At 66.9% G+C, this 23,995-nt stretch carries 25 protein-coding genes; 7 read left to right on the forward strand and 18 right to left on the reverse strand.

From position 1 onward, the window contains the following. Positions 1–65: 65 nt before the first annotated feature. Entirely contained in the window at positions 66–950 is an 885-nt protein-coding gene (locus tag BLT03_RS00095) for a hypothetical protein (RefSeq protein ID WP_092739112.1), read from the reverse strand. Positions 951–1,194: 244 nt separating this feature from the next. Here BLT03_RS00095 and BLT03_RS00100 point away from each other — a divergent pair, with 244 nt between their 5' ends. After that, positions 1,195–2,490, forward strand: a complete 1,296-nt coding sequence (locus tag BLT03_RS00100; protein ID WP_092739114.1) for an aspartate carbamoyltransferase — start codon at positions 1,195–1,197, stop codon at positions 2,488–2,490. Between the two features lie 142 nt (positions 2,491–2,632). Here BLT03_RS00100 and BLT03_RS00105 read toward each other — a convergent pair whose 3' ends face one another. The 10 genes from BLT03_RS00105 to msrA all read right to left on the reverse strand — a co-directional run bounded on the left by BLT03_RS00105 (position 2,633) and on the right by msrA (position 10,412). After that, complete coding sequence (locus tag BLT03_RS00105) at positions 2,633–4,837, reverse strand: TonB-dependent receptor (protein ID WP_092739991.1); 2,205 nt, start codon at positions 4,835–4,837, stop codon at positions 2,633–2,635. A gap of 223 nt (positions 4,838–5,060) precedes the next feature. After that, positions 5,061–5,498: a hypothetical protein gene (locus BLT03_RS00110; protein WP_092739116.1), complete on the reverse strand. Its 438-nt coding sequence runs from the start codon at positions 5,496–5,498 to the stop codon at positions 5,061–5,063. Between the two features lie 43 nt (positions 5,499–5,541). Continuing rightward, positions 5,542–6,096, reverse strand: a complete 555-nt coding sequence (locus BLT03_RS00115) for a DUF3299 domain-containing protein (RefSeq protein WP_092739118.1) — start codon at positions 6,094–6,096, stop codon at positions 5,542–5,544. Between the two features lie 165 nt (positions 6,097–6,261). Beyond that, positions 6,262–6,522, reverse strand: a complete 261-nt coding sequence (locus BLT03_RS00120; protein ID WP_092739120.1) for a hypothetical protein — start codon at positions 6,520–6,522, stop codon at positions 6,262–6,264. A 57-nt stretch (positions 6,523–6,579) separates the two neighbouring features. Beyond that, positions 6,580–7,830 (reverse strand): FtsX-like permease family protein, encoded by a 1,251-nt coding sequence (locus tag BLT03_RS00125; protein ID WP_092739122.1) that lies wholly within the window; start codon positions 7,828–7,830, stop codon positions 6,580–6,582. Next, positions 7,827–8,513 (reverse strand): ABC transporter ATP-binding protein, encoded by a 687-nt coding sequence (locus BLT03_RS00130; RefSeq protein ID WP_092739124.1) that lies wholly within the window; start codon positions 8,511–8,513, stop codon positions 7,827–7,829. The genes BLT03_RS00125 and BLT03_RS00130 overlap by 4 nt, the downstream gene beginning before the upstream one ends. Continuing rightward, positions 8,510–8,986, reverse strand: a complete 477-nt coding sequence (locus BLT03_RS00135; protein WP_092739126.1) for a Fur family transcriptional regulator — start codon at positions 8,984–8,986, stop codon at positions 8,510–8,512. Before BLT03_RS00135 ends, BLT03_RS00130 begins: the two co-directional genes overlap by 4 nt. Positions 8,987–9,089: 103 nt before the next feature. Further along, complete coding sequence (locus tag BLT03_RS00140; protein ID WP_139160247.1) at positions 9,090–9,293, reverse strand: hypothetical protein; 204 nt, start codon at positions 9,291–9,293, stop codon at positions 9,090–9,092. Between the two features lie 5 nt (positions 9,294–9,298). Beyond that, positions 9,299–9,703, reverse strand: a complete 405-nt coding sequence (locus tag BLT03_RS00145) for a hypothetical protein (RefSeq protein WP_139160249.1) — start codon at positions 9,701–9,703, stop codon at positions 9,299–9,301. 169 nt (positions 9,704–9,872) lie between these two features. Further along, entirely contained in the window at positions 9,873–10,412 is a 540-nt protein-coding gene (gene msrA, locus BLT03_RS00150) for a peptide-methionine (S)-S-oxide reductase MsrA (RefSeq protein ID WP_092739132.1), read from the reverse strand. A gap of 107 nt (positions 10,413–10,519) precedes the next feature. Between msrA and BLT03_RS00155 the strand changes: the two genes are divergently transcribed. The 4 genes from BLT03_RS00155 to BLT03_RS00170 all read left to right on the forward strand — a co-directional run bounded on the left by BLT03_RS00155 (position 10,520) and on the right by BLT03_RS00170 (position 13,746). Then, the gene (locus BLT03_RS00155) at positions 10,520–11,230 is read left to right on the forward strand and encodes a TetR/AcrR family transcriptional regulator (protein ID WP_092739134.1); all 711 of its coding nucleotides are present in this window, start codon (positions 10,520–10,522) and stop codon (positions 11,228–11,230) included. A gap of 31 nt (positions 11,231–11,261) precedes the next feature. Beyond that, positions 11,262–11,972, forward strand: coding sequence for a protein-L-isoaspartate O-methyltransferase family protein (locus BLT03_RS00160; RefSeq protein ID WP_092739136.1), 711 nt, complete (start codon positions 11,262–11,264; stop codon positions 11,970–11,972). Positions 11,973–12,003: 31 nt separating this feature from the next. Continuing rightward, a complete protein-coding gene (locus BLT03_RS00165) occupies positions 12,004–12,348 on the forward strand; it encodes a rhodanese-like domain-containing protein (protein WP_092739138.1) in 345 nt (114 codons plus the stop codon). Positions 12,349–12,417: 69 nt separating this feature from the next. Further along, positions 12,418–13,746, forward strand: a complete 1,329-nt coding sequence (locus tag BLT03_RS00170) for a TolC family outer membrane protein (RefSeq protein ID WP_092739140.1) — start codon at positions 12,418–12,420, stop codon at positions 13,744–13,746. Between the two features lie 14 nt (positions 13,747–13,760). On the opposite strand, the gene xopAU is transcribed toward BLT03_RS00170, so the two are convergent. The 5 genes from xopAU to BLT03_RS00195 form a co-directional block, all read right to left on the reverse strand. Continuing rightward, on the reverse strand, positions 13,761–15,305 hold the full coding sequence (gene xopAU / locus BLT03_RS00175; RefSeq protein ID WP_271466389.1) for a XopAU family type III secretion system effector serine/threonine kinase: 1,545 nt from the start codon (positions 15,303–15,305) through the stop codon (positions 13,761–13,763). Positions 15,306–15,470: 165 nt separating this feature from the next. After that, entirely contained in the window at positions 15,471–15,971 is a 501-nt protein-coding gene (locus BLT03_RS00180; RefSeq protein WP_092739142.1) for a nuclear transport factor 2 family protein, read from the reverse strand. An 80-nt stretch (positions 15,972–16,051) separates the two neighbouring features. Further along, on the reverse strand, positions 16,052–18,745 hold the full coding sequence (locus tag BLT03_RS00185; protein WP_092739144.1) for a bifunctional acetate--CoA ligase family protein/GNAT family N-acetyltransferase: 2,694 nt from the start codon (positions 18,743–18,745) through the stop codon (positions 16,052–16,054). Positions 18,746–18,876: 131 nt separating this feature from the next. After that, the gene (locus tag BLT03_RS00190) at positions 18,877–19,362 is read right to left on the reverse strand and encodes a hypothetical protein (protein WP_092739146.1); all 486 of its coding nucleotides are present in this window, start codon (positions 19,360–19,362) and stop codon (positions 18,877–18,879) included. Next, entirely contained in the window at positions 19,359–20,294 is a 936-nt protein-coding gene (locus BLT03_RS00195; RefSeq protein WP_092739148.1) for a hypothetical protein, read from the reverse strand. The genes BLT03_RS00190 and BLT03_RS00195 overlap by 4 nt, the downstream gene beginning before the upstream one ends. Positions 20,295–20,639: 345 nt before the next feature. Here BLT03_RS00195 and BLT03_RS00200 point away from each other — a divergent pair, with 345 nt between their 5' ends. Beyond that, entirely contained in the window at positions 20,640–20,882 is a 243-nt protein-coding gene (locus BLT03_RS00200) for a ParD-like family protein (protein ID WP_092739995.1), read from the forward strand. Positions 20,883–20,887: 5 nt separating this feature from the next. After that, positions 20,888–21,691 carry a type I methionyl aminopeptidase gene (map, locus tag BLT03_RS00205; RefSeq protein ID WP_092739150.1) on the forward strand — a complete coding sequence of 268 codons (804 nt, stop codon included), beginning with the start codon at positions 20,888–20,890 and terminating at the stop codon, positions 21,689–21,691. A gap of 43 nt (positions 21,692–21,734) precedes the next feature. Here the strand turns inward: map and BLT03_RS00210 are convergent, their stop codons facing one another. Further along, positions 21,735–23,114, reverse strand: a complete 1,380-nt coding sequence (locus BLT03_RS00210; protein ID WP_092739152.1) for a 3-deoxy-D-manno-octulosonic acid transferase — start codon at positions 23,112–23,114, stop codon at positions 21,735–21,737. Further along, a complete protein-coding gene (locus BLT03_RS00215) occupies positions 23,111–23,956 on the reverse strand; it encodes a carbon-nitrogen hydrolase family protein (RefSeq protein ID WP_271466390.1) in 846 nt (281 codons plus the stop codon). Before BLT03_RS00215 ends, BLT03_RS00210 begins: the two co-directional genes overlap by 4 nt. Positions 23,957–23,995 lie beyond the last annotated feature (39 nt).

Consider the following 23,995-nt stretch of genomic DNA (forward strand, 5'->3'; position numbering starts at 1 on the left):
GCCGGGGAACGCAGACGTTCAGAGCAAAGGTGGCTAGCACACTGCGGGAAGCAGAAGTGCGACCCTCACAGTTCAGCGTCCAGCTCGATCGACTTGATAGCAATCGGCTGTCGCACAATCTGCCCGGACTTTCGATGTCTGACCTTGAATTTAAGCATCACCTTCTCAGACCTCCCGTCCCTCTGGACATCTTGGTCTGAGACGTGAAGTACGGGGTCGACGAGTTCTATCTTGTACCGCGGAGCGATCCTCATCGGCACGGAAAAGATCATTCGAATCACGCCCTCACGGTTTGGTGCGTAGAGGATTGCGTCCTTTGTCCCCGTCAGGGCTTGATGGTAGGAGATCATTGCTTGACACTCTTCCATCTGCTGCTGTGAAAACAGACCTCTGTCGGGTGTCAATGTGGTGAAGTGTTGGTCCAGATCAGACGGCACAGCGAACGGGACCGGGTCAACTTGAAGTGTCATCGAGTAGCCTTCGACTTTATACCCCAGCTTGATAGCTCGTCCGTGTGGGGTGAAATCCCCTGGGCCGAGGATTACGGAGAAAGAAACTGGCCCCTCAGGTAGATCGGTCAAATCGAATACAGCGTCTTCTTCCGCGATGTCTTCGCCATGGATGTCCAACCGATCAAGCGCAGGCACGCGATACCCGTAGATGGCGCAAGGCTGTGTAGTTTGAGTGAGCGGGGCGACGAAGATGGCGCATCCATTCTCGTGGTAGTTCACGCGGCCAGATTGATGAATCGTGATCCGCTTGTTCTTTGGACGCGGCGGATCAAACGCAATGGTCTTTGTCTCTTGCTCTCCCGGCCTCGTGCTCCATGCTGTTCGTGACGTGCTAACGCCTTCCCTCCGGATGGTCAGGCTTAGAGAACCGTCTCGGTCGCTGGTTTCCAAGACCATGAACTTCCGAGTGATCGAACCATAGCGAATGAGAATGCGCATGGACTTTTGACCCCTTAACGTTTGAAGTAAGTCCGCAGGCAGTCCGCGACTGTCTGTTCGGGGACGGTGATTCTAGGAAAGCAGGTCACCCAGCCCTATCCCACAAATGGAGGGGTGTCCACTTTGCAGCTACTGAAACGAACGACTGCTCCAGGCCGATAGCGGTCATCGTACAAGCTCCCTGGAGCCGAGTCTTAAATACGCAATGCGTATCATCAAAAAACGCAAAGCGTACACTTCCAGCATGAATCAACAGCAAGACCTTCTGCGGGACGCCATGCGCCGCCTCAACCTCACGCGGGATGGGTTCTCGGATCGGCTTGGAGTCCGCCGCCGCGCCTTGGACACATGGCTGTTGCCGTCCGACTCCAAAGAGGCTCGCGCCATGCCGGAGATCGCGGCCCGGTTCGTCTCCGAGATTCTTCAAAGCACAGCGACGGGCAATGCCCCAGGCAGCGAACGAGCAGACCCGGCCCCGCTCGTCAAGCGGATCGGGGCCGAAGGCAAACCGCAGTTGCTGTCGGTCTCGCAGTTCGATCGCGGGAGCCTTGAAGAGCTGTTTCAGGTGGCCGACGTGATGCAGCCGATTGCGCGTCGCCAGAAGGTCACGCGGGTTCTGGAAGGGGCCGTTCTCGGCAGCCTGTTTTTCGAGGCCAGCACGCGCACGCGCGTGAGCTTCGGCGCGGCCTTTTGCCGGCTTGGCGGCACCGTTTGCGACACCACCGGGTTCACCTTCTCTTCAATGGCCAAGGGCGAGTCCATCTACGACACCAGCCGCGTGATGAGCGGCTACGTGGATGCATTGGTGGTGCGCCATCCCGCGCAGGGCTCGGTGGCCGAGTTCGCGCGGGCGACCAATATTCCCGTCATCAACGCGGGCGACGGGCCGGGGGAGCACCCCAGCCAGGCCATCCTCGATCTCTACACGATTCAGCGCGAGTTCTCGCGCATCGGCAAGCTGATCGACGGCACGCACATCGCGATGGTGGGCGACCTCAAATATGGCCGCACGGTGCATTCGCTGATCCGGCTGCTGTCGCTGTACCGGGGCCTGAAGTTCACGCTGATCGCCCCGCGTTCGCTGGAGATGCCGGCCTACCTGGTGGAACTGGTGGCGAACCAGGGTCACGTGATCGAGCAGACCTCGTCGTTGCAAGACGGCCTGCGCGGGGCGGATGTGGTGTACGCCACGCGCGTGCAGAAAGAGCGGTTTGCCGATGGCGAGGCGATAGAGGGGTACGCACCCGACTTCCAGGTGTGCAAGGCGCTGGTGGACCGTGTGTGCAAACCGGACACCATCCTGATGCACCCTTTGCCGCGCGACGAACGGCCGAGCGCGAACGATTTGAGCGTGGACCTGAACCACGACCCCCGGCTTGCGATCTTCAGGCAGACCGACAACGGAATCCCCATTCGCATGGCGCTTTTCGCGGTGCTGATGGGGGTGGAGAAACAGGTGGCGCGTTCGATGCGCGACGCGAGCTGGGTGTCACCCGCGCACATCGGGCCGGACGATGCGGACTTCGACGGGCTGGACTGAAGCCGGCGCTGCACTGCCGGCGCTCACGGTGAAGCAGTGAGCCCATGAGCGGATAAAAAAGTCAGCCGGCGCACCGCAGGCGCCTATGCGCCTGTTGGTCTGTTCGCCTGCGGTGCTGCGACAACCTGGGCGGTTGCTGGCCTCAGAACGTCGCCTTCACCCCGATCTTCAAGCTGCGGCCCGGCAGCGGCGACTTCGGGAATGCCGTCGTGGTCAGGATCGACGTGGCGCTGTAGGCCAGCTTGTCGGTGATGTTATCGAGGCGCGCATACCACAGCAGATTGCTGCGCGTGGCACCGAACTGCACCTGCTGGTGGTAGGCCAGCGAGGCGTTCCAGAGCGTGTACGCGCCGGTGGCACGGGTGCCGTCGCTGGGCACGCGGTCTTGCGCGGCCAGGTGGTCGAAGCCCACGCCGGCACGCCATGGTCCGCTGGCCCAGGCCAGGGTGCTGCCCACGCGCATCGGCGCGATGCGCGGCAGCGGCTCGCCTGTGTCTTCGTTGGTGGCGCGCACGATGTCGCCGCGCAGTTGCAGGTCGAGCGTGGAAGCGGTGTCGCCGAACAGCGTGGCGCTGGCCAGGCCGCTCTCGCCCACCAGGCGCACGCTGCCGCTGGCCTCCAGGCCGTAGAACTTGGCGCGCACGCCCTCGTAGCGGTACTCGGGCAGCGCGTCGGCGGTGCCGGCGGGCACGCGCTCGCCGTCTTCCGTCAGGCTGGCACCGGTGGGCGTGAGGCCGATGTAGTTGGAAAACCGGCTGTAGAACGCGGTGACGGCAAAGCGGTCGGGGCCGCTCTTCCACGCGGCGCCCACGTCGATGCTGGTCGCTTTTTCCAGGCCCAGGCGGCTGTCGCCCGTCTCCCACGCGCCGGTGGCGATGTGCGGGCCATTGGCGAACAGTTCGTAGTCCTTGGGGGCGCGCTGGGTGTACGACAGGTTGGAGGTGAGTTGCCAATCGGGGGCCAGGTTGACCAGCGCCCCCACCGCCGCGCTGTGCGGGTGAAAGGTGTGCTTGCCGGTCTCGAAGCGGTTCGTGTCGGCGCTGCCGAACGATTCCACGCTTACCTGCTCGGTGCGAGCGCCGAAGGTCAGCTTGCCCCACCCGGTGGCCAGTTCTTCGTGCGCGAACAGCGCGGTGGAACGGCTGCGGCTGTAGGGCGCGAAGGCCTCTTCGCCCACGGCCGAGAAGCGCGACGATTCGGCCTGCAGGCCGATCACGCCCTGCAGCGCGCCGAGCGGTGCGTGCTTGGCCTCCAGCCGCAGGTCGTTGCCGCGGTTGCGGAAGGTGGTTCCGGCTTCGCCGCCTTCGTATTCGGTGTGCACGTAGTCGGTGTGGCTGGCCTGCATCTTGATGCTTTGCAGCGGCCCGGCGTCGATGCGCCATTCGCCGTCCAGCGCATAGCGGTTGGAGCGCATGCCGATCGTCACGTCATCCTCGGCCACGGTGCCGTAGTCGTTGCGGTAGGTGCTGGCCGAGGCACCCAGGTAGCCACGGTCGAAGAACAGCGTGCCGCCCACCGCGCCGCCGCGCGTATGGCTGGCCGAGTTGCAGATCCGGCGCGCCAGGCCCGGCGAGCCGGGCTTTTCGCAGGCCAGATCGGCCGGGGCGCGCACGTCGTCGGTGTCGCGGTCGAACACGTCGGCATGCAGGGCGTAGCGGTCGTTGCCGCCTTCGATCATGGCGCCGCCGGAGCGCTCACCATTGCCGGTGGCGGCAGCCGCTTCGGCCTTGCCCGTCACGCCGTTGATGGGCTCGCGCGGAATGCGGTTGTCGATCACGTTCACCACGCCGCCCACGGCGCTGCCGCCGTACAGCAGCGCTGCAGGGCCGCGCAGCACTTCGATGCGCTCGGTGACCAGCGCTTCCGTGGGCACGGCGTGATCGAAGCTCAGCGCCGAGGCGTCCAGCGTGGCGCCGCTGTTTTGCAGGATGCGGATGCGGTCGCCGTCCAGCCCTCGGATGATGGGGCGGCTGGCGTTGGGGCCGAAGTACGTGCTGCTCACGCCCGGCAGGCCGTCCAGCGTTTCGCCGAGCGTGGACTGGGTGCGCAGGGTGAGCGCATCGCCCGACAGTTGCGCCGCGGGCGCGACGACATTGGCAGCGCCCAGCGGGTTGCCGGTGACGGTCACTTCCGGCAGGCGCGCAGCCGGCGCTGAACCTGTGGGTTCGGTCGCAGCAGATGCTGGGGCGGTGGTGATGGTGCCGGCGGCGGCCGACTGGGCGTGGACGGCCGGCACCAGGCCGGGGCCACCCAGCGCAAGAAGAGCGGCCCAGGCCAGGGGACGCAACGTGGCGCGGCGCGGAGCGGCGGTGCGGGGTGCGCGCGCGGTGGAAGTGTGGGAGTTCATGGACGAAGGCTTCACGAAAAAAAGGGGGAACGGCTGCGTGCACGCGCGGCCCATCCGCGCCGGCCCGGCAACACCCAGGCAGGCGGGACGGCCTAGGCGCAATGCAGGCAGTCAGTCAGTCAATCAGGCAAAAAAGTGCCACCAGCGCATATTCACCTAGGGCGGGTAGCTATCAAATCAGGAGTAACCGCTCTGCGGCCTGGGGCCGCAGAGGGGGCGCGCGTCAGCCCTGTGCAGGGGGAGCGCGGGCGAGAAAGGCCGACCGCTGGCGCGTGCCGGCGTGCGACGCGTGTTCCGGCAGCGGTGCCTGCGCGGCGCCGTGCACCGTCGGCAGCACCAGGGCTGCCAGCAGCGCGCCACCGAGCAGGAGCTGGTCCAGCAACTGGCAGTCGGCGCCGTGGTGGCCGGCGAACAGCGCATGGAGCGCGTCGCCGCCCTGCCCCGCCGCGCGGGCCTGAAGGGCCACGGAAGCATTGGCGTCGCGATCGAAGTGCGAGGCGCCAGGCGCAGCGAGGTGCGCCACGGCCGATGGCCCGCCCCCCAGACCATGCACCACCTGGTGCATGCGGCCGAGCAATGGCGCGAGCAGCAGCGCAAGCGCCAGCCACCAGACGGCGACGTGCTGGCGGTGCGGCAATGGCTGAGGGCGCACGGGGTTCATGGTGGAGATTCGGGCGGCGACTTTGTTCAGCGAAGCGCTCGTGTCACTGGACGGGCTTGGCCTCGACCATGCGGTAAAACAGGCCGTATTCGTCGTTGCGCAGCGTCTCGAACCGGCCCTCGACCACCACGGGTTCGAGCGAATACGTTACCGGCGAAGACGCCTTCACCTCGACCATGCTCTCCGGACCGCCGGGGATGCAGAACGCGCAGGTGAGCGGCACCGAGGTGAGCAGAAAGTGCCGCTGCTGCGGCTTGGCGGTCATGGGCACCATGAAACCCTGCACGCGCTGCACCGTCTGGTCCAGCGCTTTCTGCTCGGCGTTGAAAAGAGGTTCGATGCGGGTCTTGAGCGTCTTCTTCTGCAGATTGCTCAGCGTGGACCAGGGCACGACGTCGGTGCGGGTGGGCAGCGGCTTGATCGGGCTTTGCGGGCTGTGGTAACCCGCCCCGCTGCCCTGCGGCAGCCCGCCCCCGCCGAGCGGCGACGACAGCGCGGCGCCCGCGCCCTGCGCGTCCTGGCCCCCCTGCGGTGCCTGGGCTCCGGCCACGCCGCAAGCCAGCAGGCCAGCGAATGCGAGAGTCGAAAGGGGTTTCATGCGGAAGACCTCAAGGAAAAATCTGCGAGCGGATGGCCCGCAAGGACTGGAAGATACCAGCCGCCGCCGGGTGGCGCCATCGGAAGACTTTGCACAACTGGATGATTCGACCAATGCGTGGATTCAGGCCGATGCGCCATCTGCCGCGCATGGGGCCGGCAGCGATCAGTGCTGGTGCTTCATGCCGCAGTACTTGCCGATGGCCAGGCCCTTGCAGGCGGCCTGCAGTTCTTTCTCGCACGTGTCGTGCCCCTTGCCGGATTCGAGGCACTTGGCGGCGGCCTCGTGCGCCGCGGCCATGGCGCGGTGGCGTTCGATGTCGGCCTTGGTGTCTTCATCGGAATGCTTTTGTGCCTGGGCGGCCGCAGCCATCAACAGGAAGAGCGGTGCCAGCGCCAGCGCGCGAAACTTCGGGGTCTTGAACATGGGAAAGGTCCTTTCGGGGAGGGTGGAGACAACAATAAAACTCGGGTTACGCGGTGTTCATGGGCGGGCCAGCAGGTCAGCCACATCCACGCGGTAGGCCTGCACGGCCGGCAGCAGCGCGGCCACGAACGCCACGGCCACCGCAAGGCCGGGCACGGCCCATTCCTCGGGCAGCCAGAGCGCGCCGGTCACCGGCATGGCGTTCTGCGCCTGCAGCATCCAGCCCACCACGGCGGCCAGCGCATGGCCGCCCGCAAGGCCCAGCGCCGAGGCCAGCAACGCCAGCCACAGCGCTTCGGCGAGCAACAGGCCGCCCACCCGTGCGGGCGAAGCGCCCAGCATGCGCAGCATGGCCAGGTCCGCCCGGCGCTCGCGCACGGCGTTCCACAGCGCAATGAACACGCTCAACGCCGCCACGCCCAGCAGCACCGCGCCGAAGGCCTTCAACACGTCGGCGCCCACGCCCAGCAGGCGCAGCAGCCGCGTCACTTCAACCGCGGGCGCGGCGGCTTGCATCGGCGTGTTGGCGTTGATATAGCGCGGCAGCGTCACCGCTGCGAGCGGGCTGCGGTAGCGCACGAGCGCCAGCGTCACCTCGCGCTCCTGGCGCAGCGCCTCCAGATCGTCGGGGTCGTCGGCCTGAGCGGTCTCGTGCACCGTCCACACCGATTCGGTGGCGGTCAGCACCAGGCGGTCGAGCACGCAGCCGCATGCGGCCAGCACGCCCGCCACGGTGTAGGGATGGTCGCCATGCGCATGCCCGCCGCCCGCCAGTCCGTGGCTGCCGACGAAGCGCCGCCCCAGCAGCGCATCGCCCTGCCCTGGCGGCGCATCTTGCGCGGCACTCGCCATGGCGCGTGCGACCGTGGCGCCGAGCACGGCCTCCATGGGTTGCTGCCACAGCCGCCCCTGCGCGAGCGAGGCGCCGTAGTGCTCCGGGTACTGCGGCGTAGTGCCCACGATGCGGTAGCCCGAGAAGCTGTCGCCCAGGCTCAGCGGAATGGCTTCGGCCACCAGCGGTTGCTTGGCCAGCGCCTCGAAGTCGGCCAGGGCGATGTTGCCGGGCGGCACGTCGATGTGGAACACGCCCGCCAGGATCAACTGCAGCGGGCTGCCCTTGGCCCCCACCACCAGGTCGATGCCCTGCACGTCGCGTTCGAACGCGTCGTCAATCTGGCGGCTGACCAGCAGCACCAGCGTGACGGCGGCCAGCCCGAGCGAGAGCAGCAGCAGGTTCAACGCCGCCGGCAATGGCCGCGACCAAAGGTAGCGCCACGAGAGTCGCAAACCGTTTGCTATATTTTTCATAGCGCACTGCCGGCGTCTTGATTGCGCTGGAGGCCGATTTCATTCAAATCCAGCCGCTGCGTGCCCGGCTGTGCTGCCAGCGCCTGCGCCGCGCGGCGGTCGTGCGTGGCCACCACCAAGCTGGCACCGCAGTCGGCGGCGCAGGCCATGAGCAGCGCCAGTGCATCGGCGGCAGCCTCGTCGTCCAGGCTGGCGGTGGGCTCGTCCGCCAGCAGCACAGTGGGCGACAGCAGCACCGCGCGCGCCAGCGCCACGCGCTGCGCCTGTCCGCCCGAAAGCTGGTGCGGCCGCCGCGCCCCCAGCCCGGCCACGCCCAGCCGGTCGAGCGCGGTGTGGATGGCGCCGGCATCGCGCGGCAACCCGGCGGCGAAATACGGCAGCGCGAGGTTTTCGGCGACGGTGAGCGCGGCGCTCAGGTGCAAGGTCTGCGGCACGAAGCCGACGTGCCGGGCGCGCCAGGCATCGCGGGCCGCGCCGGTCAGTTCACCCAGTGGCTGGCCCGCTACCTGGGCCGTGCCGCTGGTGGCGCTGCGCAGCCCGGCCACCAGCGCCAGCCAGGTCGATTTGCCCGTCCCGGACCGGCCCTGCAGCAACAGGCGCCCACCTTGCGGCAGGTCCACATCCGGAAACTGCAGCGCCGCGAAGCCGGCGTGCGCAAACGCCAGCGCCTGCGTTCGAATCACTCGGTGCCCTCTGGGTGCGCGCAGCTGGCGCAGCGGCCGCGCACGGCAATGTCCACGGCCGACGGCTCATGGCCCGCCGACGCCAGCGCCTTGAGCATCTGGCGCGCCGCGGCCTGCAAAGGCGCGGTGCCTTCGGACACGGGAAACTGCCGGTGGCAATCGTTGCACTCGAAATGCGGCGCGGCCGGCTCGCTCCTGGTTTGGCTCACGAGCGTGTAGCGAGCCACGCGCTGGGCGTCGATCTGCCGCCGCATCAGGCCGGCGCTGGCCAGCCTATCGAGCAGTCGATAGACCGTGACCCGGTTGACCACCACGCCCCGCCGCGCCAGAGCGGCTTCGACTTCGGCACCGGACACGGCGACCGAAGGTTGGGATGACATCAACGCCAGGAGCGCGCGCGTGGCACGGGTCGAGCGCAGGCCAGGCGGCAATGCGCGGGGAGCGGAGGAATCGGAATGGGGTGTGCGGGGCATGGGCAAGGCGGCCTGCCATGCGCTGAGGCGGCGCGGGGCATCGGCGCTGGTTAACGCAAACGGGTTGCATTATTGCACCTTTACCCGAACCGCCCTTTCCCATCTACTTTGATAACTGTTCGTCTTGCAGCCGCTGTAGCTTTCGCCGCAGCCGGACATTGTCCAGACTGAGGGCCGTCCAGGAAAGACCGAACAACACGTAATAGACGGCTTCACCGAAATAGACGAAAGCCAACCAGCTTACGGTCGCGCAAGCCAATGCGGTCACCAGCAGGTACAAGCCGTCCTTGAAAGATGTTGTTCTCATCGCAGTCATTTCAGCTTGGCGAGACTCTGCCGCGACAGCGCGAGGGTGAGCCGACCAGCATGCTGACGTTGGTAAATCTGAGGATGGGTCTGCAGCACGGTTCCAACCTGCGGACTGAGAAAACCGTGCCGCGCTGCGTAGAAGAGTACGTCACTGAGGGTGGTGCCTCCCGACAGCACACGGCCAGTAGCCACTGCCGCGCTACCCACCGCAGCCCCGGCCAGAAACGCAACACTCAGGGAACCGAGCACCGCGAGTTGTTCCAGCAGCGTTCCAGCGCCCACCAGTTCAATAACCGTCACGCGTCGCCCGTGTGCGCGTGCTGCATCCACCAACGCCTTGATACTGGCCACGACCAGCGCGTAATTGGGAAACGCTGTTGAAGGAACCGGAATGCCCAATGCCTCCATGTTCTCTCTCCAATAGTCCAACCACCCAGGATCATTCTCTGCGCCTGCCGCCATCACTCACCTCCGATCTTTATTTTTCACCGGTGAAGTGCAGACAAAAAGTCACATTATTTAGTTAACTATCGTGTAATAAATAGTTAAAAACTATCTTCTTTAAGCGCAGAAATATTTAGTCCGGCTTCAGGAACCGCGTGAACGTCTTGCGGAACTTGTCTACCTTCGGGCCTACCACGAAGGCGCAGTAGCCCTGGCCCGGGTGATTGAGGAAATAGTCCTGGTGGTAGTCCTCGGCCGGCCAGTAGCCCTTGAGCGGGACGACCTCGGTCACGATGGGTGCGCCGAAGAGCTTGTCTTGAGACATCTGCCGGACCATCGCCTCGGCTTCTGCGTGGTGCTCGGGGTTTTCGGTGTAGATGCCGCTGCGGTATTGCGTGCCCACGTCGTTGCCCTGGCGGTTCAAGGTGGTGGGGTCATGCGTGGCGAAGAAGATCTCCAGCAGGTCGCGCAGGCTGACCACGGCGGGGTCGAAGGTGAGCCGCACCACTTCGGCGTGGCCGGTGGTCCCGGTGCAGACGTCTTCGTACGTGGGGTCGGGGTTGCGACCGTTGGCGTAGCCGCTTTCCACATCGGTCACGCCGCGAACGCGGTCGAACACGGCCTCGGTGCACCAGAAGCAGCCGCCGCCCAGGGTGATGGTTTGCAGGGTCATGGGAAGGTCTTACAGGTTGGAAGTGGCAATCGAACCATTATGGAAGTCCTGCCGCGTTGACGCTCCTCTGCGGGATTGCTACATTACTAACCAGTCAGTCATTAATTATGAATTCGCTCCCCTCCTCTGCCCCCCATCCGTCCCATGAGGCCTCCAAGCGCGAGCGCCGCAAAGAGGCACGGCCGGGCGAGCTGCTGGACGCGGCACTCGAGCTGTTCGTCGAAAAAGGGTACGCCGCCACCAAGGTGGACGAGGTCGCAGCGCGTGCCGGCGTGTCCAAGGGCACGCTGTTCCTGTATTTCCCCAGCAAGGAAGACCTGTTCAAAGAGGTCGTGCGGCAAAACATCGGCCGGCATTTCCCCGAGTGGGATCTGGAGATCGACCAGTACCCGCACGGCACCGGCGAACTGCTGCGCTATGCCTACCAACTGTGGTGGGAACGCATCGGCGCCACGCCGGCGTCGGGCATCACCAAGTTGATGCTGGGCGAGTCGAACAATTTCCCGGACATCGTGGAGTTCTACCGCACCGAGGTGGTCGATCCCGGGCAAAAGCTCATCCGCCGCATCCTCCAGCGCGGCGTGGACCGGGGCGAATTCCGGGTCACGGACATGGACTGCGCCATTCACATCGTGCTGGCGCCGCTCATCTTCATGACCATGTGGCGCCATTCGTCGGCGTGCATGCCCGACCTGGAGCGCATCACGCCCGAGCGCTTCATCGCGGCGCAGGTGGACAACATCCTTTGCGGACTGTGCGTGCAGGGCACGCCAGCCCCGGTGCCTGCTCTGCCCGGGGCCCCTAAAATCGAGGGTTGACCCGATCCACGATCCCGCCCGGAGTAATCCCATGAACATGCCCCTGAACACGTCCGCCAACATCAGCGATCCCATCCTGCAAGCCCGCTACAACATGATCGAGCAGCAGATCCGCCCCTGGAACGTGCTCGACACCGACGTGCTGGACCTGCTGGCCGTCGTGCGCCGCGAAGACTTCGTGCCGCCCGCCTACCGCGGCATGGCGTTCATGGACATGGAAATCCCCCTCAACGCCTCCAACGAGCAGGCCCAGCGCCTGGGCCAGTGCATGCTGGCTCCCCGCGTAGAAGCCCGCATGCTGCAGGACCTGCAGGTCAAGCCGACCGACCGGGTGCTGGAGATCGGCGCCGGCTCGGGCTACATGGCCGCGCTGCTGGCCCACCGCGCCGAGCACGTGCTCACGCTGGAACTGGTGCCCGACCTGGTCGAGTTCGCCCGTGAAAACCTGCGCAGCGCCGGCATTCAGAACGCCGAAGTGCGCCAGGCCGACGGTGCCGAAGGCGCCGCGGCCGACGGCCCGTTCGACGTCATCGTGCTCAGCGGCTCGGTGAACGACGTGCCGCAGGCCCTGCTGTCCCAATTGCGCGAAGGCGGCCGCCTCGCAGCCATCGTCGGCGGCGAACCCATGATGCGCGCCACCTTCATCCGCCGCGCCGGCGACCGCTTCGAGACCACCAAGCCGTGGGACACCATCGCCCCGCGCCTGCAGCATTTCCCGGAGCCTTCGCGCTTCACGTTCTGATCCTTTCTTTCCGTCTTTCTCAGGAATCCGCATGATCGACCACGTCCGCCCCGCCCAGCTCACCGAGTGGCTCGCCGCCACCTCCGTCGGTGCCCGCCCGCTGGTGCTGGACGTGCGCGAGCCGTGGGAGCTGCAGACCGCGAGCGTCAAGGCCGAGGATGGGTTCGATGTGGCCACCATTCCGATGGGCGACTTGCCCTCGCGCCTGGCCGAACTGGACCGCGACCGCCCCATCGCCTGCCTGTGCCACCACGGCATGCGCAGCCTGCGCGTGGCCACCTACCTCGACCAGCAAGGCTTCGACCGCGTGGCCAACATCAGCGGCGGCATCGATGCCTGGTCGCACGAGCGCGACACGGCGGTCCCCCGGTATTGATCCACTCCGGCCGAGGCCACTGGCCCGGCAGCGCGTGGTGCCACGCCTCCTTTTTCCTGAAAGACGTTCATGACCCTGCTTCGGTGCATTCCCTTGTCCCTGGCCGTGGCTGCCGCGCTCGCCAGTTATGGCGCGCAGGCCCAGAGCCTGTCCCAATTGGTGGAGATCGCGCGCAGCTACGACGCGCCGTTCCAGTCCGCCAAGGCCCAGTACGATGCCGCCGGTAGCCGTGCCGAGCAGGCCCGGGCCGGGTTGCTGCCGAGTGCGGGACTGTCCGCCGGTGCCAACTACGCCAACACCGATGTGAATCGACCACCCGTGGACCTGAGCGCCCCGAGCCAGAGCGTGGGCCTGACCGCCTCGCAGCCGCTGTACCGGCCGGCCAACCGCATCACCTTCGAGCAGGGCAAGCGCGGCACCGACCTGGCGCAGGCGCAACTGGAAGGCGTGGCGCAGGACCTGATCGTGCGGGTCAGCCAGGCGTATTTCGACGCGCTGGCGGCGCGTGACACCCTCGCCTTCGTACAGGCGCAAAAGGCGGCCGTGGCCGAGCAACTGGCCTCGGCCAAGCGCAACTTCGAAGTCGGCACCTCCACCGTGACCGACTCGCGCGAAGCGCAGGCGCGCTTCGACCTCGTCATCGCCCAGGAGATCGCGGCCGACAACGACCTGCGCGTCAAGCAACTGGCGCTCGATCAGGTCGTGGGCCGCCCCGGCGTGGCACCACAACCGCTGGCCCTGCCAGTGCAGTTGCCTGAAGTGGCCCCCGCCGATGTGGGCACCTGGGTGCGCTCGGCGGAAGAGCTGCAGCCGCAAGTGCGGCAAGCCGCCATCGCCCTTGATGTGGCCCGCCTGGAAACGAAGAAGGCCGAAACCGGCCACCTGCCCACCGTGGACCTGCAGGCCGGCTACAGCGTGTCGCGCAACCCCAAGGGCACGCCCACCATCCCGAACGTCAACTCGCGCACCAACAACGCCACCGTGGGCGTGCAGCTCACGCTGCCGCTTTTTGCCGGCTTCTCCGTGCAAAACCGCATCAAGGAAACGCTGTCGCTCGAAGACAAGGCCCTTGCCGACCTGGACAACGCCCGCCGCACCGTGGCACAGGCCACGCGCTCGGCGTTCTACGGCGTGCAGTCCGGCCAGGGCCAGGTGCGCGCGCTGGAAGCGGCAGAGGCCTCCAGCCAGAGCGCGCTGGAAGCCAACCAGCTGGGCTACCAGGTGGGCGTGCGCATCAACATCGACGTGCTCAACTCCCAGAGCCAGCTCTACCAGACCAAGCGCGACCTGGCGCAGGCGCGCTACAACGTGCTGCTGGGCACGCTCAAGCTGCGGCAGGCGGCCGGCACGCTGTCACAGGATGACCTGCTGGCCATCGATGCGCTGACGGTGCGCTGAGGGCGGCAGAGCGGCTAAGCCGCGCCGCCCAACCGCTCATAGATCGCATGGATGTCATCGCGGGGCGGCAACTCGCCGAAAAACGGGTCCTGCAGCAATGCTGCGGCGCTGGCGCGCTCATCAGGATCTCGGGCAATCATCCGGTTGATGAGCTGGACGATGTGCGTTTTTTCGCCTGCAGGCAACTTCTGCAACGCTTCCATGAACGGGAAGGTATCGACCGAAGAGGCGCTGCTGAGGCCGACCAGGCCCATCGCGCGGGAGGGCGTTTTCAGGAAGTGCACGAGCAACTGGGCCACGCTGTAGACGTCGCGCTTGTGGTGGCTGGCCGATGGCCGCATTTCAAAGTAGCCCGCGGTGCCGACTTGGATGGGTTCGCCCTCTTCGCGGCCCAGACCCATGTCGATCAGCCGGAACATCTTCTGCCGTTCATCGTAGATGACGTTGTTGTGCGAGATGTCCTGGTGCACCACCCCCTCGTCGGCGAACCGTGAAGCACCGATGAGAACGTCGGCCACCATCTGCCGCCCGAGGGCCAGGTAGTCGAGTGGTTGGATGGCGCCCTGGTCCAGCGCGTGGCGGGACTGGCCGATCACCTGGAGAACCGTGGGCCCCTCGATTTTCTCCAGGAGGATTCCGAACAGGGCATCGATCTGCACCAGCCCATACACGCGCATGACCTGGGCGGTGTCTCCGAGCGAAGCCGCCACTTGGTATTCCTTGTAGATCTTGGCTTTCTCCTGTTCGATCGCATCGGACAGGCTGTTCTCGCCGGCAGGCAGCGTGTGGAAAAACTTGTTGAACACCGGGTTGGTAGGGTCGGTGCACAGCATCGCCTTGAAGACGAAGTCTCGCCCGCAATCCCGGCCATCGCGCCAGAAGTTCTCGGCCAGCCGCACCGCGTACGCCGCGCCGGAGACACCCGAGCCCAGTCGTTGCATGCCTTGGGCGAAGTCGCAAGAGCCTTCCCCCGAACGGTCCAGTGCAACCACAGTGAATCCATTGCTGATTTCCGCTGCGCCCGGTTTCAACGCGGCCAGTCTTTCCGCCAGATCCGGCATGTTTGATTGCAGGCTGAGCCTTCGCACCAGGCGCGGGCTGATCACCACGCCCGGGCTGGTCGAACGCATGATGCTGTGCAGCCTGCGCTCGTTGCCCAATGCCATGGGGGCATTCCACGCATCCGACGGCTTGTGCCGGGACACTGGCGTGGGCGGGTCCAAAAGCGCAGCGAGCGTCGAAGGCGGACTGGGAAACGCTTTCGCGCCCGGGCTGAAGCGCGGCGTTGGCAATGGACTGGCCCCACCCGGCAAGGAGCCTGGACTGAACGCCCTCGCCATGCGATCGGCCAGCGATGGAAGCTGCGCATTGAACCGCAGGCCCTCGCCCGCCTGCTCGCCCAGTCGGAGGCGCCGCCGCTTCAGCAGAGGCGCAGGCGGATCGTCCGCCTCCGCTTCAGGCGGGCGGGGATTCGCCGCAGGCCCAGGTTCCGGGCTGGCAGGTGTTCGGCTCTCTTGCGCGCCCGGACGGGGACTGGCCGAAAGCGGATGAGAAATCATGGTGGCGGGCGGGCTCGAAGGGCCGTACGACGGGAGGATGCCCACTAGACCCCGACCGGGGCCGTTTCGCACGCGCAGACCCGAAACGCTGAGCGATCATCCGAACCCGGCAGCAACCGGCAGGTACCAGCCGCGGAATTACCTCGCCGCCGCCAGTGCAAGCGTTCAGGGATTGACCGGCTTCACCGCGCCGTCCCAGTGCTCGGCGAGCTTGCCGCTCTCGATGCGAAACATGTCGAACCAAGTGGTCGTGTATTTGCGGCCAGGGTCCTTGGGCTCGGGGTATTCGCGAACGAAGCTCAGGATCACCATGTCGCGCTCGGCGACGATCGAAACGAGTGGCGCCTTGATGCGTTCTTCTACCGGCTGGGGCGCGGGATTCCTGCGTAGCACGAAAGCGACCATGGCGGCGCGGCCGGTCGGCACGTTCGGGTTGTGCTGCACATAGGACTCGGCCACGTATTTGTCGGCCTGCGCCACCTGCCCGGCCTCGAACACCTCGCGCCAGAAGTCGTAGACCAGCCGCTTGTTGGCGCGCAGCACCGGGTCCGCGCTGGCCAGCAGCGCTTGCTGATCGGCGGCCGGCTGGACGGGAACCTGCGCGAAGCCGGCCAGGGGCAGCGCGGCGCTGAGGGCGAAGATCCAATGGGCGAGGTGTTTTTTCATGAAGGCCGTGCGTGCAGTGCGGTTGAAGGTTCGCCGATCCCCTGGCGGGACGGCGACAGAAGGCCCGATCAAGGCCGGGCTCAAAGTTGGTGCGTCACCAGCTTGAAGTCCGGATCGTCAGGGTACGCCTTCACCTCGAACCCCAGGCGCCGCATCAGCTTGAGCATGCTGGGGTTGTTGGCCAGCACCAGCCCGTCGATCTCCGACAGGCCGCGCTCGCGGGCCACGTCCATGATGCTGAGCATCAGGCGCGACCCCATGCCCCGGCCGTTGAAGTCGTCGGCCACCACCAGCGCGAATTCGCAGCTCGACTGGTCGGGGTTGGTCACATAGCGCGATACACCCACGATGCGTTCGGTGCCGACGATCTCGCCGTCTTCGCCCGCGCTGCGTTCGCGGTACACCGCCACCAGCGCCATTTCGCGGTCGTAGTCGATGAGGGTGAAGCGCGCCAGCATCGATGCGGGCAGCTCGGCGATCTGCGAGATGAAGCGGAAGTACCGGCTCTCGGGCGACAGTTCTTTCACCAGCTTTTGCAGCATCTGCGCATCGTCCGGCCGCACCGGGCGCACCAGGTATTCGCCGCCGCCGCGCAGGGGCCAAAGCTGTTCGTAGCGGGCCGGGTACGGCAGGATGGCCAAGTGCCCGTAGCGGTCGCTGCGCCCGCCCACCGATTGCGCAGCGTGGCCCACCACGATGCGCGCATCGACCGCGACGGCGCCCTGCTCGTCCACGATCAGGGGGTTGATGTCCATCTCGCGCAGTTGCGGCAGCGCGCACACCATTTCAGAGACGCGCAGCAGCACCTGCTCCAGCCCTTCGCGGTGCACGGCACTCGCGCCGCGCCATTCGCCCAGCGTTTCCGCCACGCGCGAACGTTCGATGAGCCGTCGCGCCAGAAACTGGTTGAGCGGCGGCAGCTCCATGGCGCGGTCGTCGATGAGCTCGATCATGGTGCCGCCCGCGCCGAAGGTGATGACGGGGCCGAACGGGTCGTCGGTGACCAGGCCGATGCAGATCTCGCGGCCGCGGCGGGCACGCGCCATTTTCTGGACCGTCACGCCCTGGATGCGCGCGCCCGGCTGCAGTCGGGCCACGCGCTGCACCATGTCGGTGTAGGCGTCGCGCGCCGCGGCGCCGGAGTGGATGTCGAGCGCCACGCCGCCCACGTCGGACTTGTGGCTCACGTCCGGCGAATCGATCTTGAGCGCCACCGGAAAGCCCAGTTGCGTGGCGATCATCATGGCCTCGTGCGCGCTGCGGGCCAGCAGCGTCTTGGTGACCGGAACGTTGAAGGCCGCCAGCAGCGTCTTGGACTCCATCTCGGTCAGCACGTGGCGACGCTCGGCCAGCACGCTTTCGATCATGAGGCGCGCGCCTTCGATGTCGGGCTTGGCCAGCGAGGTGAGCGGCGGCGGCGTCTGCTGGAGCAACTGCTGGTTCTGATAGAACGAGGCGATGTTGCCGAAGGCGCCCACGGCGGCCTCCGGCGTGCGAAAGCTGGGAATGGCGGCGGCGCGCAGCACCTCGCGCGCGGGGCCCACCGAGGCGTCGCCCATCCAGCATGCGAGCAGCGGCTTGCCCATGCGGCGCTTGGTTTCGGCAAGCGCGGTGGCGACGGCGGCGGCATCCATGCCGGGCTTGGGTGAATAGATGGCGAGCACGCCGTCGATCTGCCGGTCTTTCTCGGCAGCCTCGACCGCGTGGCGGAAATGCTCGGGGCCCGCCTCTTCCGACACGTCGATCAGGTCGGCCAGCGAAGCCAGCGGCGGCAGCAGCGGCGCGAGCGCGTCGGCCGACGCGGGCGACAAGCGACCCAGTTGCAGCAGGATTTCGTTCACCCAGTCGGCGGCCAGCACGCCCGGCCCGCCGCCGTTGGTGACGATGGCCAGCCGCCGGCCCACCGGCCGGTAGCGCGAGGCCAGGCACTTGGCGGCCGAGAACAGCTCCACGAACGAGCGCACCCGCACCGCGCCTGCGCGCCGCAGGGCGGCATCGAACACGTCGTCGCTGCCCACGATGGCGCCGCTGTGCGTGTGGGCGGCCTCGTTGCCGGCGGGCTTGCGGCCGGCCTTGAGCACCACCACCGGCTTGGCATTGGCCGCCGAGCGCAGCGCGCTCATGAACCGGCGCGCGCTGGAGATGCCTTCCATGTAGACCACGATGCTTTGCGTGCGCGCATCGTTGGCCAGAAAGTCCAGCACCTGCGAGATGTCCACGTCGGTGTTCGGCCCCAGCGACACCACGGTCGAAAAGCCCACCGCGTTCTTGGTGCCCCAGTCGAGGATCGAGGAGGTCAGCGCGCCCGACTGGCACACCAGCGCCAGCGACCCTTCCCGCGCGAGCGGCCCGGCCGCGCTGGCGTTGAGCTGCAGGTGCGGGCGCTGCAGGCCCAGCGAGTTGGGCCCCAGCAGGTGCATGCCTTCGCGGCGGGCGATGTGCTTGAGCCGCGCCGCCTGTTCGGCATCCATGCCGTGCGACAGCACCACCGCGGCGCGGCAGCCGATGCGCCCGGCCACCTCCATCGCCGCGACCACGTCCTCGGGCGGCAGCGCGATCAGCGCCAGATCGGCCCGAGTCTGCGCCAGATCGGCGAGCGTGCCGCTGGTGTGGATGTCCAGAAACTGCAGGGTGCCGGTGAAGCGCTGCGCCCGCAGCGCGGTGTGCAGCGCGCGGGCGCAGGGGACGAGCGAATCAGGGACTTCGGCCTGGCCGGCCAGCACGATGATGGAGCTGGGGGCGAAGAGCGGGGTGAGGTAGTGTTTTTCGATCATGGCAGTCAGCGGTCATGCGCGTCACAGCCGGTCCATCCGTTCGTGCACGGCGGCGATACGGCGGCGATACCGCGGGGTGGCGCGTTGCCGGCATTTTGCGGCATCGGGCTTGGCTGCGGTGTTGCCCGGCCTCAAAGGTCTTCGGTGCGGTCGAGCCAGTCCGAGATGATGGTGTGCACCAGCCACAGCGTCTGGAACAGCATGGCGCCCGCAAACGCCGCGATGGCGATACAGGCGAGAAAGCACGGAAAGTAATCCACCAGGCCCAGGGTGACCTGCGCGGCCGCGCCGATCAGGGCCGAGACGATGGACGCGAAGATCAGGTTGCTGACGTTGCGTACCTGCGTGTAGCGCTTCAAGCGCGGGTCGATCTTCTTCAGCTGCTCGAACAGCTCGCGGTAGCGCGGGGTGTCGAACACCGTCTCCTTGAACTTGACGACGATGAAGATCTTGAGCGACAGCAGAAAGCTGCCGGTGGTGAGCAGCCCGGTGAACAGGCTCGCCCGGATCTTGTCGGCGTAGAACTGCATGGCGCCGTGGGCGTCGGGCACCCAGTAGACGACGCCCGCCACCACCAGGGTCGAAAACAGCAGCGCCTGCAGAACATAGCGCCTCATCGCATGGGCATCTCGAAGATGTGTTTGTGGTCCCGGCACTGGCGCAGCAGTTCGCCCACCACCCAGGCCGTGGAAAACCGGGTCACGTCCAGCTGGTCGAGCTTGGCGGCCAGCTGGTCGTAGTCGTATTCGCCGAAATTTTCAGGGTTGTCCAAGATGGAAATCACTTTCTCGACGCCGTAACCGTCCACGCCCTCCACACGGCCCCGCTTGGGCCGCTCGGCCACCACGCAGGCCTTGATGGCAGAAGCCAGCATTTTGCCGGGCGTATCGGCCACGAAGGTGATCTTGCTCGTGCGGCTCTTGATGTAGGCCGTGTGCGCCTTGAACTCCGCCTCGGGCACCTCGGGCGTGGCGATCAGGTATTCGAAGCTCTTCACCTTGTGCAGCTCTTCGATCATGGCTTCCAGCGCCTCCTGGCGCACCAGCACTTCCCACGAAAAACGGGAATTGTGCTCGCGGCGGATTTTCGCCCTTCTCGCCTCGGTCAGCTCTTCGCCGGACGACTCCTCCGCGATCTTTTCGGCGATCACCTGTTCCTTGTACTCGTTGAACTTGCTGCCTGCCAGGTGGCAGAACGCGCTCACGCTGCAAGAGTGGTGGTAGTACTGGTACATGCCCGCCCCCGTGCGCTTGTTCAGCACGAAGAAGTTGAAGTCCATCAGGCTGGCATCGTGCTGCACCTCCGCCACGCGGACCAGGATGTTGGTCGGCGCGCGCACCAGCTCGCAATACGTCTTGTGGTCCTTGATGGTGATGACGACGCCCACGTAGTAGTCGGGGTCGGCCGAATCGCTCATGAAGAACAGGCGCTGCTCGTCCGTCGGTGCGTTCGGGTCGTAACCCTTGGCCGACAGCGCCTGTGCAAACGTCGCCAGCGACAGGCTGCCGAGCTTCAATACGAAACGGAACCCCATGAATTTGACCCGCATTTTTTGCCTCCCGAATGGATTGCTGCCGCCCAGACCGCACTGAAACGGGCTGCGGCCGGCATGACTGCGAAGCCTCTGGATGGAAACGGCCGATGGCTTCGACGATGAAAACGTGAACGGCCGCCTCCAGGGCGCCCGTCACGGTAGCGTGTGCCGCGTGGGCCGGCCAAACCGACTTGAAAGCGCTTCATCACAGGCTGCTGCGCTGCGGTCTGAAGCTACGGCGACACCTGTAAATACTGTACATAAAAACAGTATTCAGCACCATCGAGAAAACCCTGTCGCGCTGCGCCAACACGCCAAAAATATATGCTTCATATACGTTTCATATATAAAATGCGCGCCATGGGCATTCTCAAAATTTCCGACCTCATGCACGCCAACCTGCGCATCGCGGGCAACGCGCTCAGCCGTTCCATCAATTCGCAGGCGGAGCACTGGATGCGCGTCGGCATGCTGGCCGAACTCTATCCAGACCTCAACCACCGCGAGATCAGCCAATTGCTGATCGAAGCCGAACAATCCGGCGGACTCGACCTGGACTGGCTGGCATCCCGCGCGGCCGCAGCGCCCCGCTCGGCGGCTTGAGCGCGATGGGCGGCAACGTTCCCCTCCGAACGCCGGAAGAACTGGCGATGTCGCGCGCCGCCGCGAAGTTGGCGGCCGAAGTGCTTGCCATGGTGGCTCCGCACGTCAAACCCGGCGTCAGCACCGACGCGCTCGACCGCCTCTGCCACGACCACATCGTGAACGTGCAGCGCGCCATTCCCGCCAATCTGGGCTACCTGGGGTATCCCAACACCATCCTCACCTCGGTCAACCAGGTGGTGTGCCACGGCATTCCGTCGCCCGACAAGATTCTGAAGAACGGCGACATCGTCAACATCGATGTGGCGGTCAACCGCGGCGGCTGGTTCGGCGACACGAGCCGCATGTTCTTCGTGGGCGAGCCTTCCACCCTGGCTCGCCGGCTGGTGGAGACCACCTACGAGGCGATGGTGGCCGGCATCCGGCAGGTGCGGCCGGGCGCGACCCTGGGCGACGTGGGCCACGCGATCCAGACGGTGGCGCACCGCGAGCATTTCAGCGTGGTGCGCGACTACGGCGGGCACGGCATCGGCCAGATCTACCACGACGAGCCGCAGGTGCTGCACTACGGCCGGCGCGGCGAAGGCCTGCGGCTGAAAGCCGGCATGGTCTTCACGATCGAGCCCATGCTCAACGCCGGGAAGCGCGACACGAAGACGCTGGCAGACGGCTGGACCGTGGTCACCAAGGACCGCTCGCTCTCGGCGCAGTGGGAGCACATGGTGGCGGTCACGCCGACCGGGTTCGAAGTATTGACGGCGTGGCCGGACGGCACGGGCAGCTACCCCGCCATCGACCCGGTGGCCTGACGCCACCAGCGCTCACGCCGACACCGGGCGCCGGCCCTTTCGTTCAGTCCACCTCGGCGCCGGCATGGCCGCGCAGCAACTGCGCCACGGCCAAAGCGGTGGCCAGCGCCGCGCCCCGGTGCGCACCCGTGAAGGCCAGCGCTTTCTGCTGGGTGTCGGCCAGCCGGGGAAGGTCGTGCACCAGCGCCTCGGCGGTGGCCGCGCCCTCGCCCATGTCGGCCACGCGCAGGGCCGCGCCGGCCTCGCAGGCCAACCGCGCCGCTTCGGCGAAGTTGAACGTGTGCGGTCCGGTGACGACCGGGCAGCCGCAGGCGGCGGCCTCGATCAGGTTCTGCCCGCCCAGCGGTGCGTAGCTGCCGCCCAGCAGCGCCGCGTGCGCCATGCCGTAGTACAGCGCCATTTCACCGAGCGAATCGCCCAGCCACACATCGGCGGGCTCGGGCGCTGCACCCCAGGTGCTGCGTGCGGAGACGGTCAGGCCGGCGGCTTCGATCAACTGCCGCACGGCATCGAAGCGCTGCGGATGGCGCGGCACCACCAGCCACTGCACTGGCAGGCCCGCTGGTCCCGCTGTACCAGCTACTCCTGAATTGATAGCGCCCTGCCCTAGTGCTGATTGCGCTGGAGGCCGTTTTGACTGCAAGGCCTCCAGCCACATCGCCTCTTCGCCCTCGCGGCTGCTGGCCAGCAGCACCACGCGGCGGCCGCTGGCGTCGCGCCAGGCACGGCCTTGCGCCAGTTGGCCCGCGTCGGGCACCACGTCGAACTTGAGGTTGCCGAACACGCCCTGCACCGCCGCGCCGGCAGCCCGAAGGCGTTCGGCGTCGGCATCGGTCTGCGCCCAGACGGCGGCAAGGCCCGCGTAGGCCGGACGCGACAGCCACGACAGCCTGCGTGCGCCGGCGAGCGATTTCTCGTTCAACCGGGCATTGGCCAGCACCACCGGAATGCCCCGGTGGCGGCAGCCGGCCAGCAGGTTGGGCCAGATCTCGGTTTCCATCAGGATGCCGACCGCCGGGCGGAACTGCTGCAGAAACCGCCGCACGGCGCCGGGCGTGTCCCAGGGCTGCCAGACCTGCACATCGCCGGGCTGCAGCAGCTTTTCGCCCTCGGCGCGGCCGGTGGCGGTGCCGTGGGTGAGCAGCAGGCGCATGCCGGGCAGCAGTTGCCGCAACTCGGCCAGCAAGATGGCCGCGGCGCGGGTTTCGCCCAGCGACACGGCATGCAGCCAGACGAAGTGGCCGCCCAGGCCGGTGGTGCTGAGCGGGCTCAGGCTGTCCATCGCGGGCGGATAGTGGCCGAAGCGTTCTTCCACCGCCACGCCGTAGCCCGGCTCGGTGGCGGCGCGGCGGCGCAGCTTGGCGCGCAGCAGCGGCTGCGCCAGCCACGTGACCGCCGAATACAGGGCGCGGGCGGGGGTCACTGCCCGGGTGCGCCAGTGGCGGTGGTGGCGGTGGCGGCAGCGGACAGGTCGATCACGCGGCCCTGCCAGGTGGCATCGCCGCCCTCCCCCGCATCGCCAGAACCCTCTTGCGAGGCGATGACCAGGCAGGCGCCCGTGCCGGGCGCCGCCACCACGCACTCGCCGCCGGGCGCCCAGAAGGCGCTGCGCCCCGCACAGGGATAGCCGCCGGTCGGGGCACCATGGTTGGCCAGCAGCACGGCCAATCCCCATTCGGCCGCGTAGCCCTGCAATTGGCCGGACTCGCGGGCATAGCTGCCTTCGGAGATCACCGAGCCGCAGGCGTACAGGGCGGCACCGCCCTGGCGTGCGTCCCGGGCATGTTCGGGGTGCGTGGTGTCGGCGCACACAGCCAGTGCCGTGGGCTGCCCCGGAAATGGCAGCACCTGAAAATCCTCGGCCCCTGCGCTGGCGAAGGCTTCCTCACCGGCGTGCAGATAGCGCTTGCGGTACAGCGTGGCGCGGCCATCGGCATGGAACGTCATGGCGCAGATGGCCGGCTTGCCGCCGGGCACCAGGGGCGCCACGGGTGCGCCCACCACCACCGCCATGCCGGCGGCACGCGCGGCATCGCGCAGCGGCGCCAGTACGGCGTCGTCCGCATCGAGCACATGGCCGGCCAGCAGGTCCGGCTCATAGCCCGTGAGCGACAGCTCCGGGAACACCAGCAGTTGCACGCCCTGCGAGGCAGCGGCCTGCACCATGGCAAGGTGTGACTGCACATTGGCCGGCACGTCGCCGGGAACGGACATCGACTGCGCCGCTGCAACGGTGCGCAGCGGCTTGGGGGCGGGAGGGTTCAAGTGCGGGCGGTCTGTGGACGGGGATGGGCTGATTGGGGC

The organism is Paracidovorax valerianellae, assembly GCF_900102625.1.
GTDB classification, from domain to species: Bacteria; Pseudomonadota; Gammaproteobacteria; order Burkholderiales; family Burkholderiaceae_C; genus Paracidovorax; species Paracidovorax valerianellae.

Coding starts and splice junctions, on each gene's coding strand:
- BLT03_RS00095 (WP_092739112.1), bottom strand. CDS start 950: ATGCGCATTCTCATTCGCTATGGTTCGATCACTCGGAAGTTCATGGTC.
- BLT03_RS00100 (WP_092739114.1), top strand. CDS start 1,195: ATGAATCAACAGCAAGACCTTCTGCGGGACGCCATGCGCCGCCTCAAC.
- BLT03_RS00105 (WP_092739991.1), bottom strand. CDS start 4,837: ATGAACTCCCACACTTCCACCGCGCGCGCACCCCGCACCGCCGCTCCG.
- BLT03_RS00110 (WP_092739116.1), bottom strand. CDS start 5,498: ATGAACCCCGTGCGCCCTCAGCCATTGCCGCACCGCCAGCACGTCGCC.
- BLT03_RS00115 (WP_092739118.1), bottom strand. CDS start 6,096: ATGAAACCCCTTTCGACTCTCGCATTCGCTGGCCTGCTGGCTTGCGGC.
- BLT03_RS00120 (WP_092739120.1), bottom strand. CDS start 6,522: ATGTTCAAGACCCCGAAGTTTCGCGCGCTGGCGCTGGCACCGCTCTTC.
- BLT03_RS00125 (WP_092739122.1), bottom strand. CDS start 7,830: ATGAAAAATATAGCAAACGGTTTGCGACTCTCGTGGCGCTACCTTTGG.
- BLT03_RS00135 (WP_092739126.1), bottom strand. CDS start 8,986: ATGCCCCGCACACCCCATTCCGATTCCTCCGCTCCCCGCGCATTGCCG.
- BLT03_RS00140 (WP_139160247.1), bottom strand. CDS start 9,293: ATGAGAACAACATCTTTCAAGGACGGCTTGTACCTGCTGGTGACCGCA.
- BLT03_RS00145 (WP_139160249.1), bottom strand. CDS start 9,703: ATGGAGGCATTGGGCATTCCGGTTCCTTCAACAGCGTTTCCCAATTAC.
- msrA (WP_092739132.1), bottom strand. CDS start 10,412: ATGACCCTGCAAACCATCACCCTGGGCGGCGGCTGCTTCTGGTGCACC.
- BLT03_RS00155 (WP_092739134.1), top strand. CDS start 10,520: ATGAATTCGCTCCCCTCCTCTGCCCCCCATCCGTCCCATGAGGCCTCC.
- BLT03_RS00160 (WP_092739136.1), top strand. CDS start 11,262: ATGAACATGCCCCTGAACACGTCCGCCAACATCAGCGATCCCATCCTG.
- BLT03_RS00165 (WP_092739138.1), top strand. CDS start 12,004: ATGATCGACCACGTCCGCCCCGCCCAGCTCACCGAGTGGCTCGCCGCC.
- BLT03_RS00170 (WP_092739140.1), top strand. CDS start 12,418: ATGACCCTGCTTCGGTGCATTCCCTTGTCCCTGGCCGTGGCTGCCGCG.
- xopAU (WP_271466389.1), bottom strand. CDS start 15,305: ATGATTTCTCATCCGCTTTCGGCCAGTCCCCGTCCGGGCGCGCAAGAG.
- BLT03_RS00180 (WP_092739142.1), bottom strand. CDS start 15,971: ATGAAAAAACACCTCGCCCATTGGATCTTCGCCCTCAGCGCCGCGCTG.
- BLT03_RS00185 (WP_092739144.1), bottom strand. CDS start 18,745: ATGATCGAAAAACACTACCTCACCCCGCTCTTCGCCCCCAGCTCCATC.
- BLT03_RS00190 (WP_092739146.1), bottom strand. CDS start 19,362: ATGAGGCGCTATGTTCTGCAGGCGCTGCTGTTTTCGACCCTGGTGGTG.
- BLT03_RS00195 (WP_092739148.1), bottom strand. CDS start 20,294: ATGCGGGTCAAATTCATGGGGTTCCGTTTCGTATTGAAGCTCGGCAGC.
- BLT03_RS00200 (WP_092739995.1), top strand. CDS start 20,640: ATGGGCATTCTCAAAATTTCCGACCTCATGCACGCCAACCTGCGCATC.
- map (WP_092739150.1), top strand. CDS start 20,888: ATGGGCGGCAACGTTCCCCTCCGAACGCCGGAAGAACTGGCGATGTCG.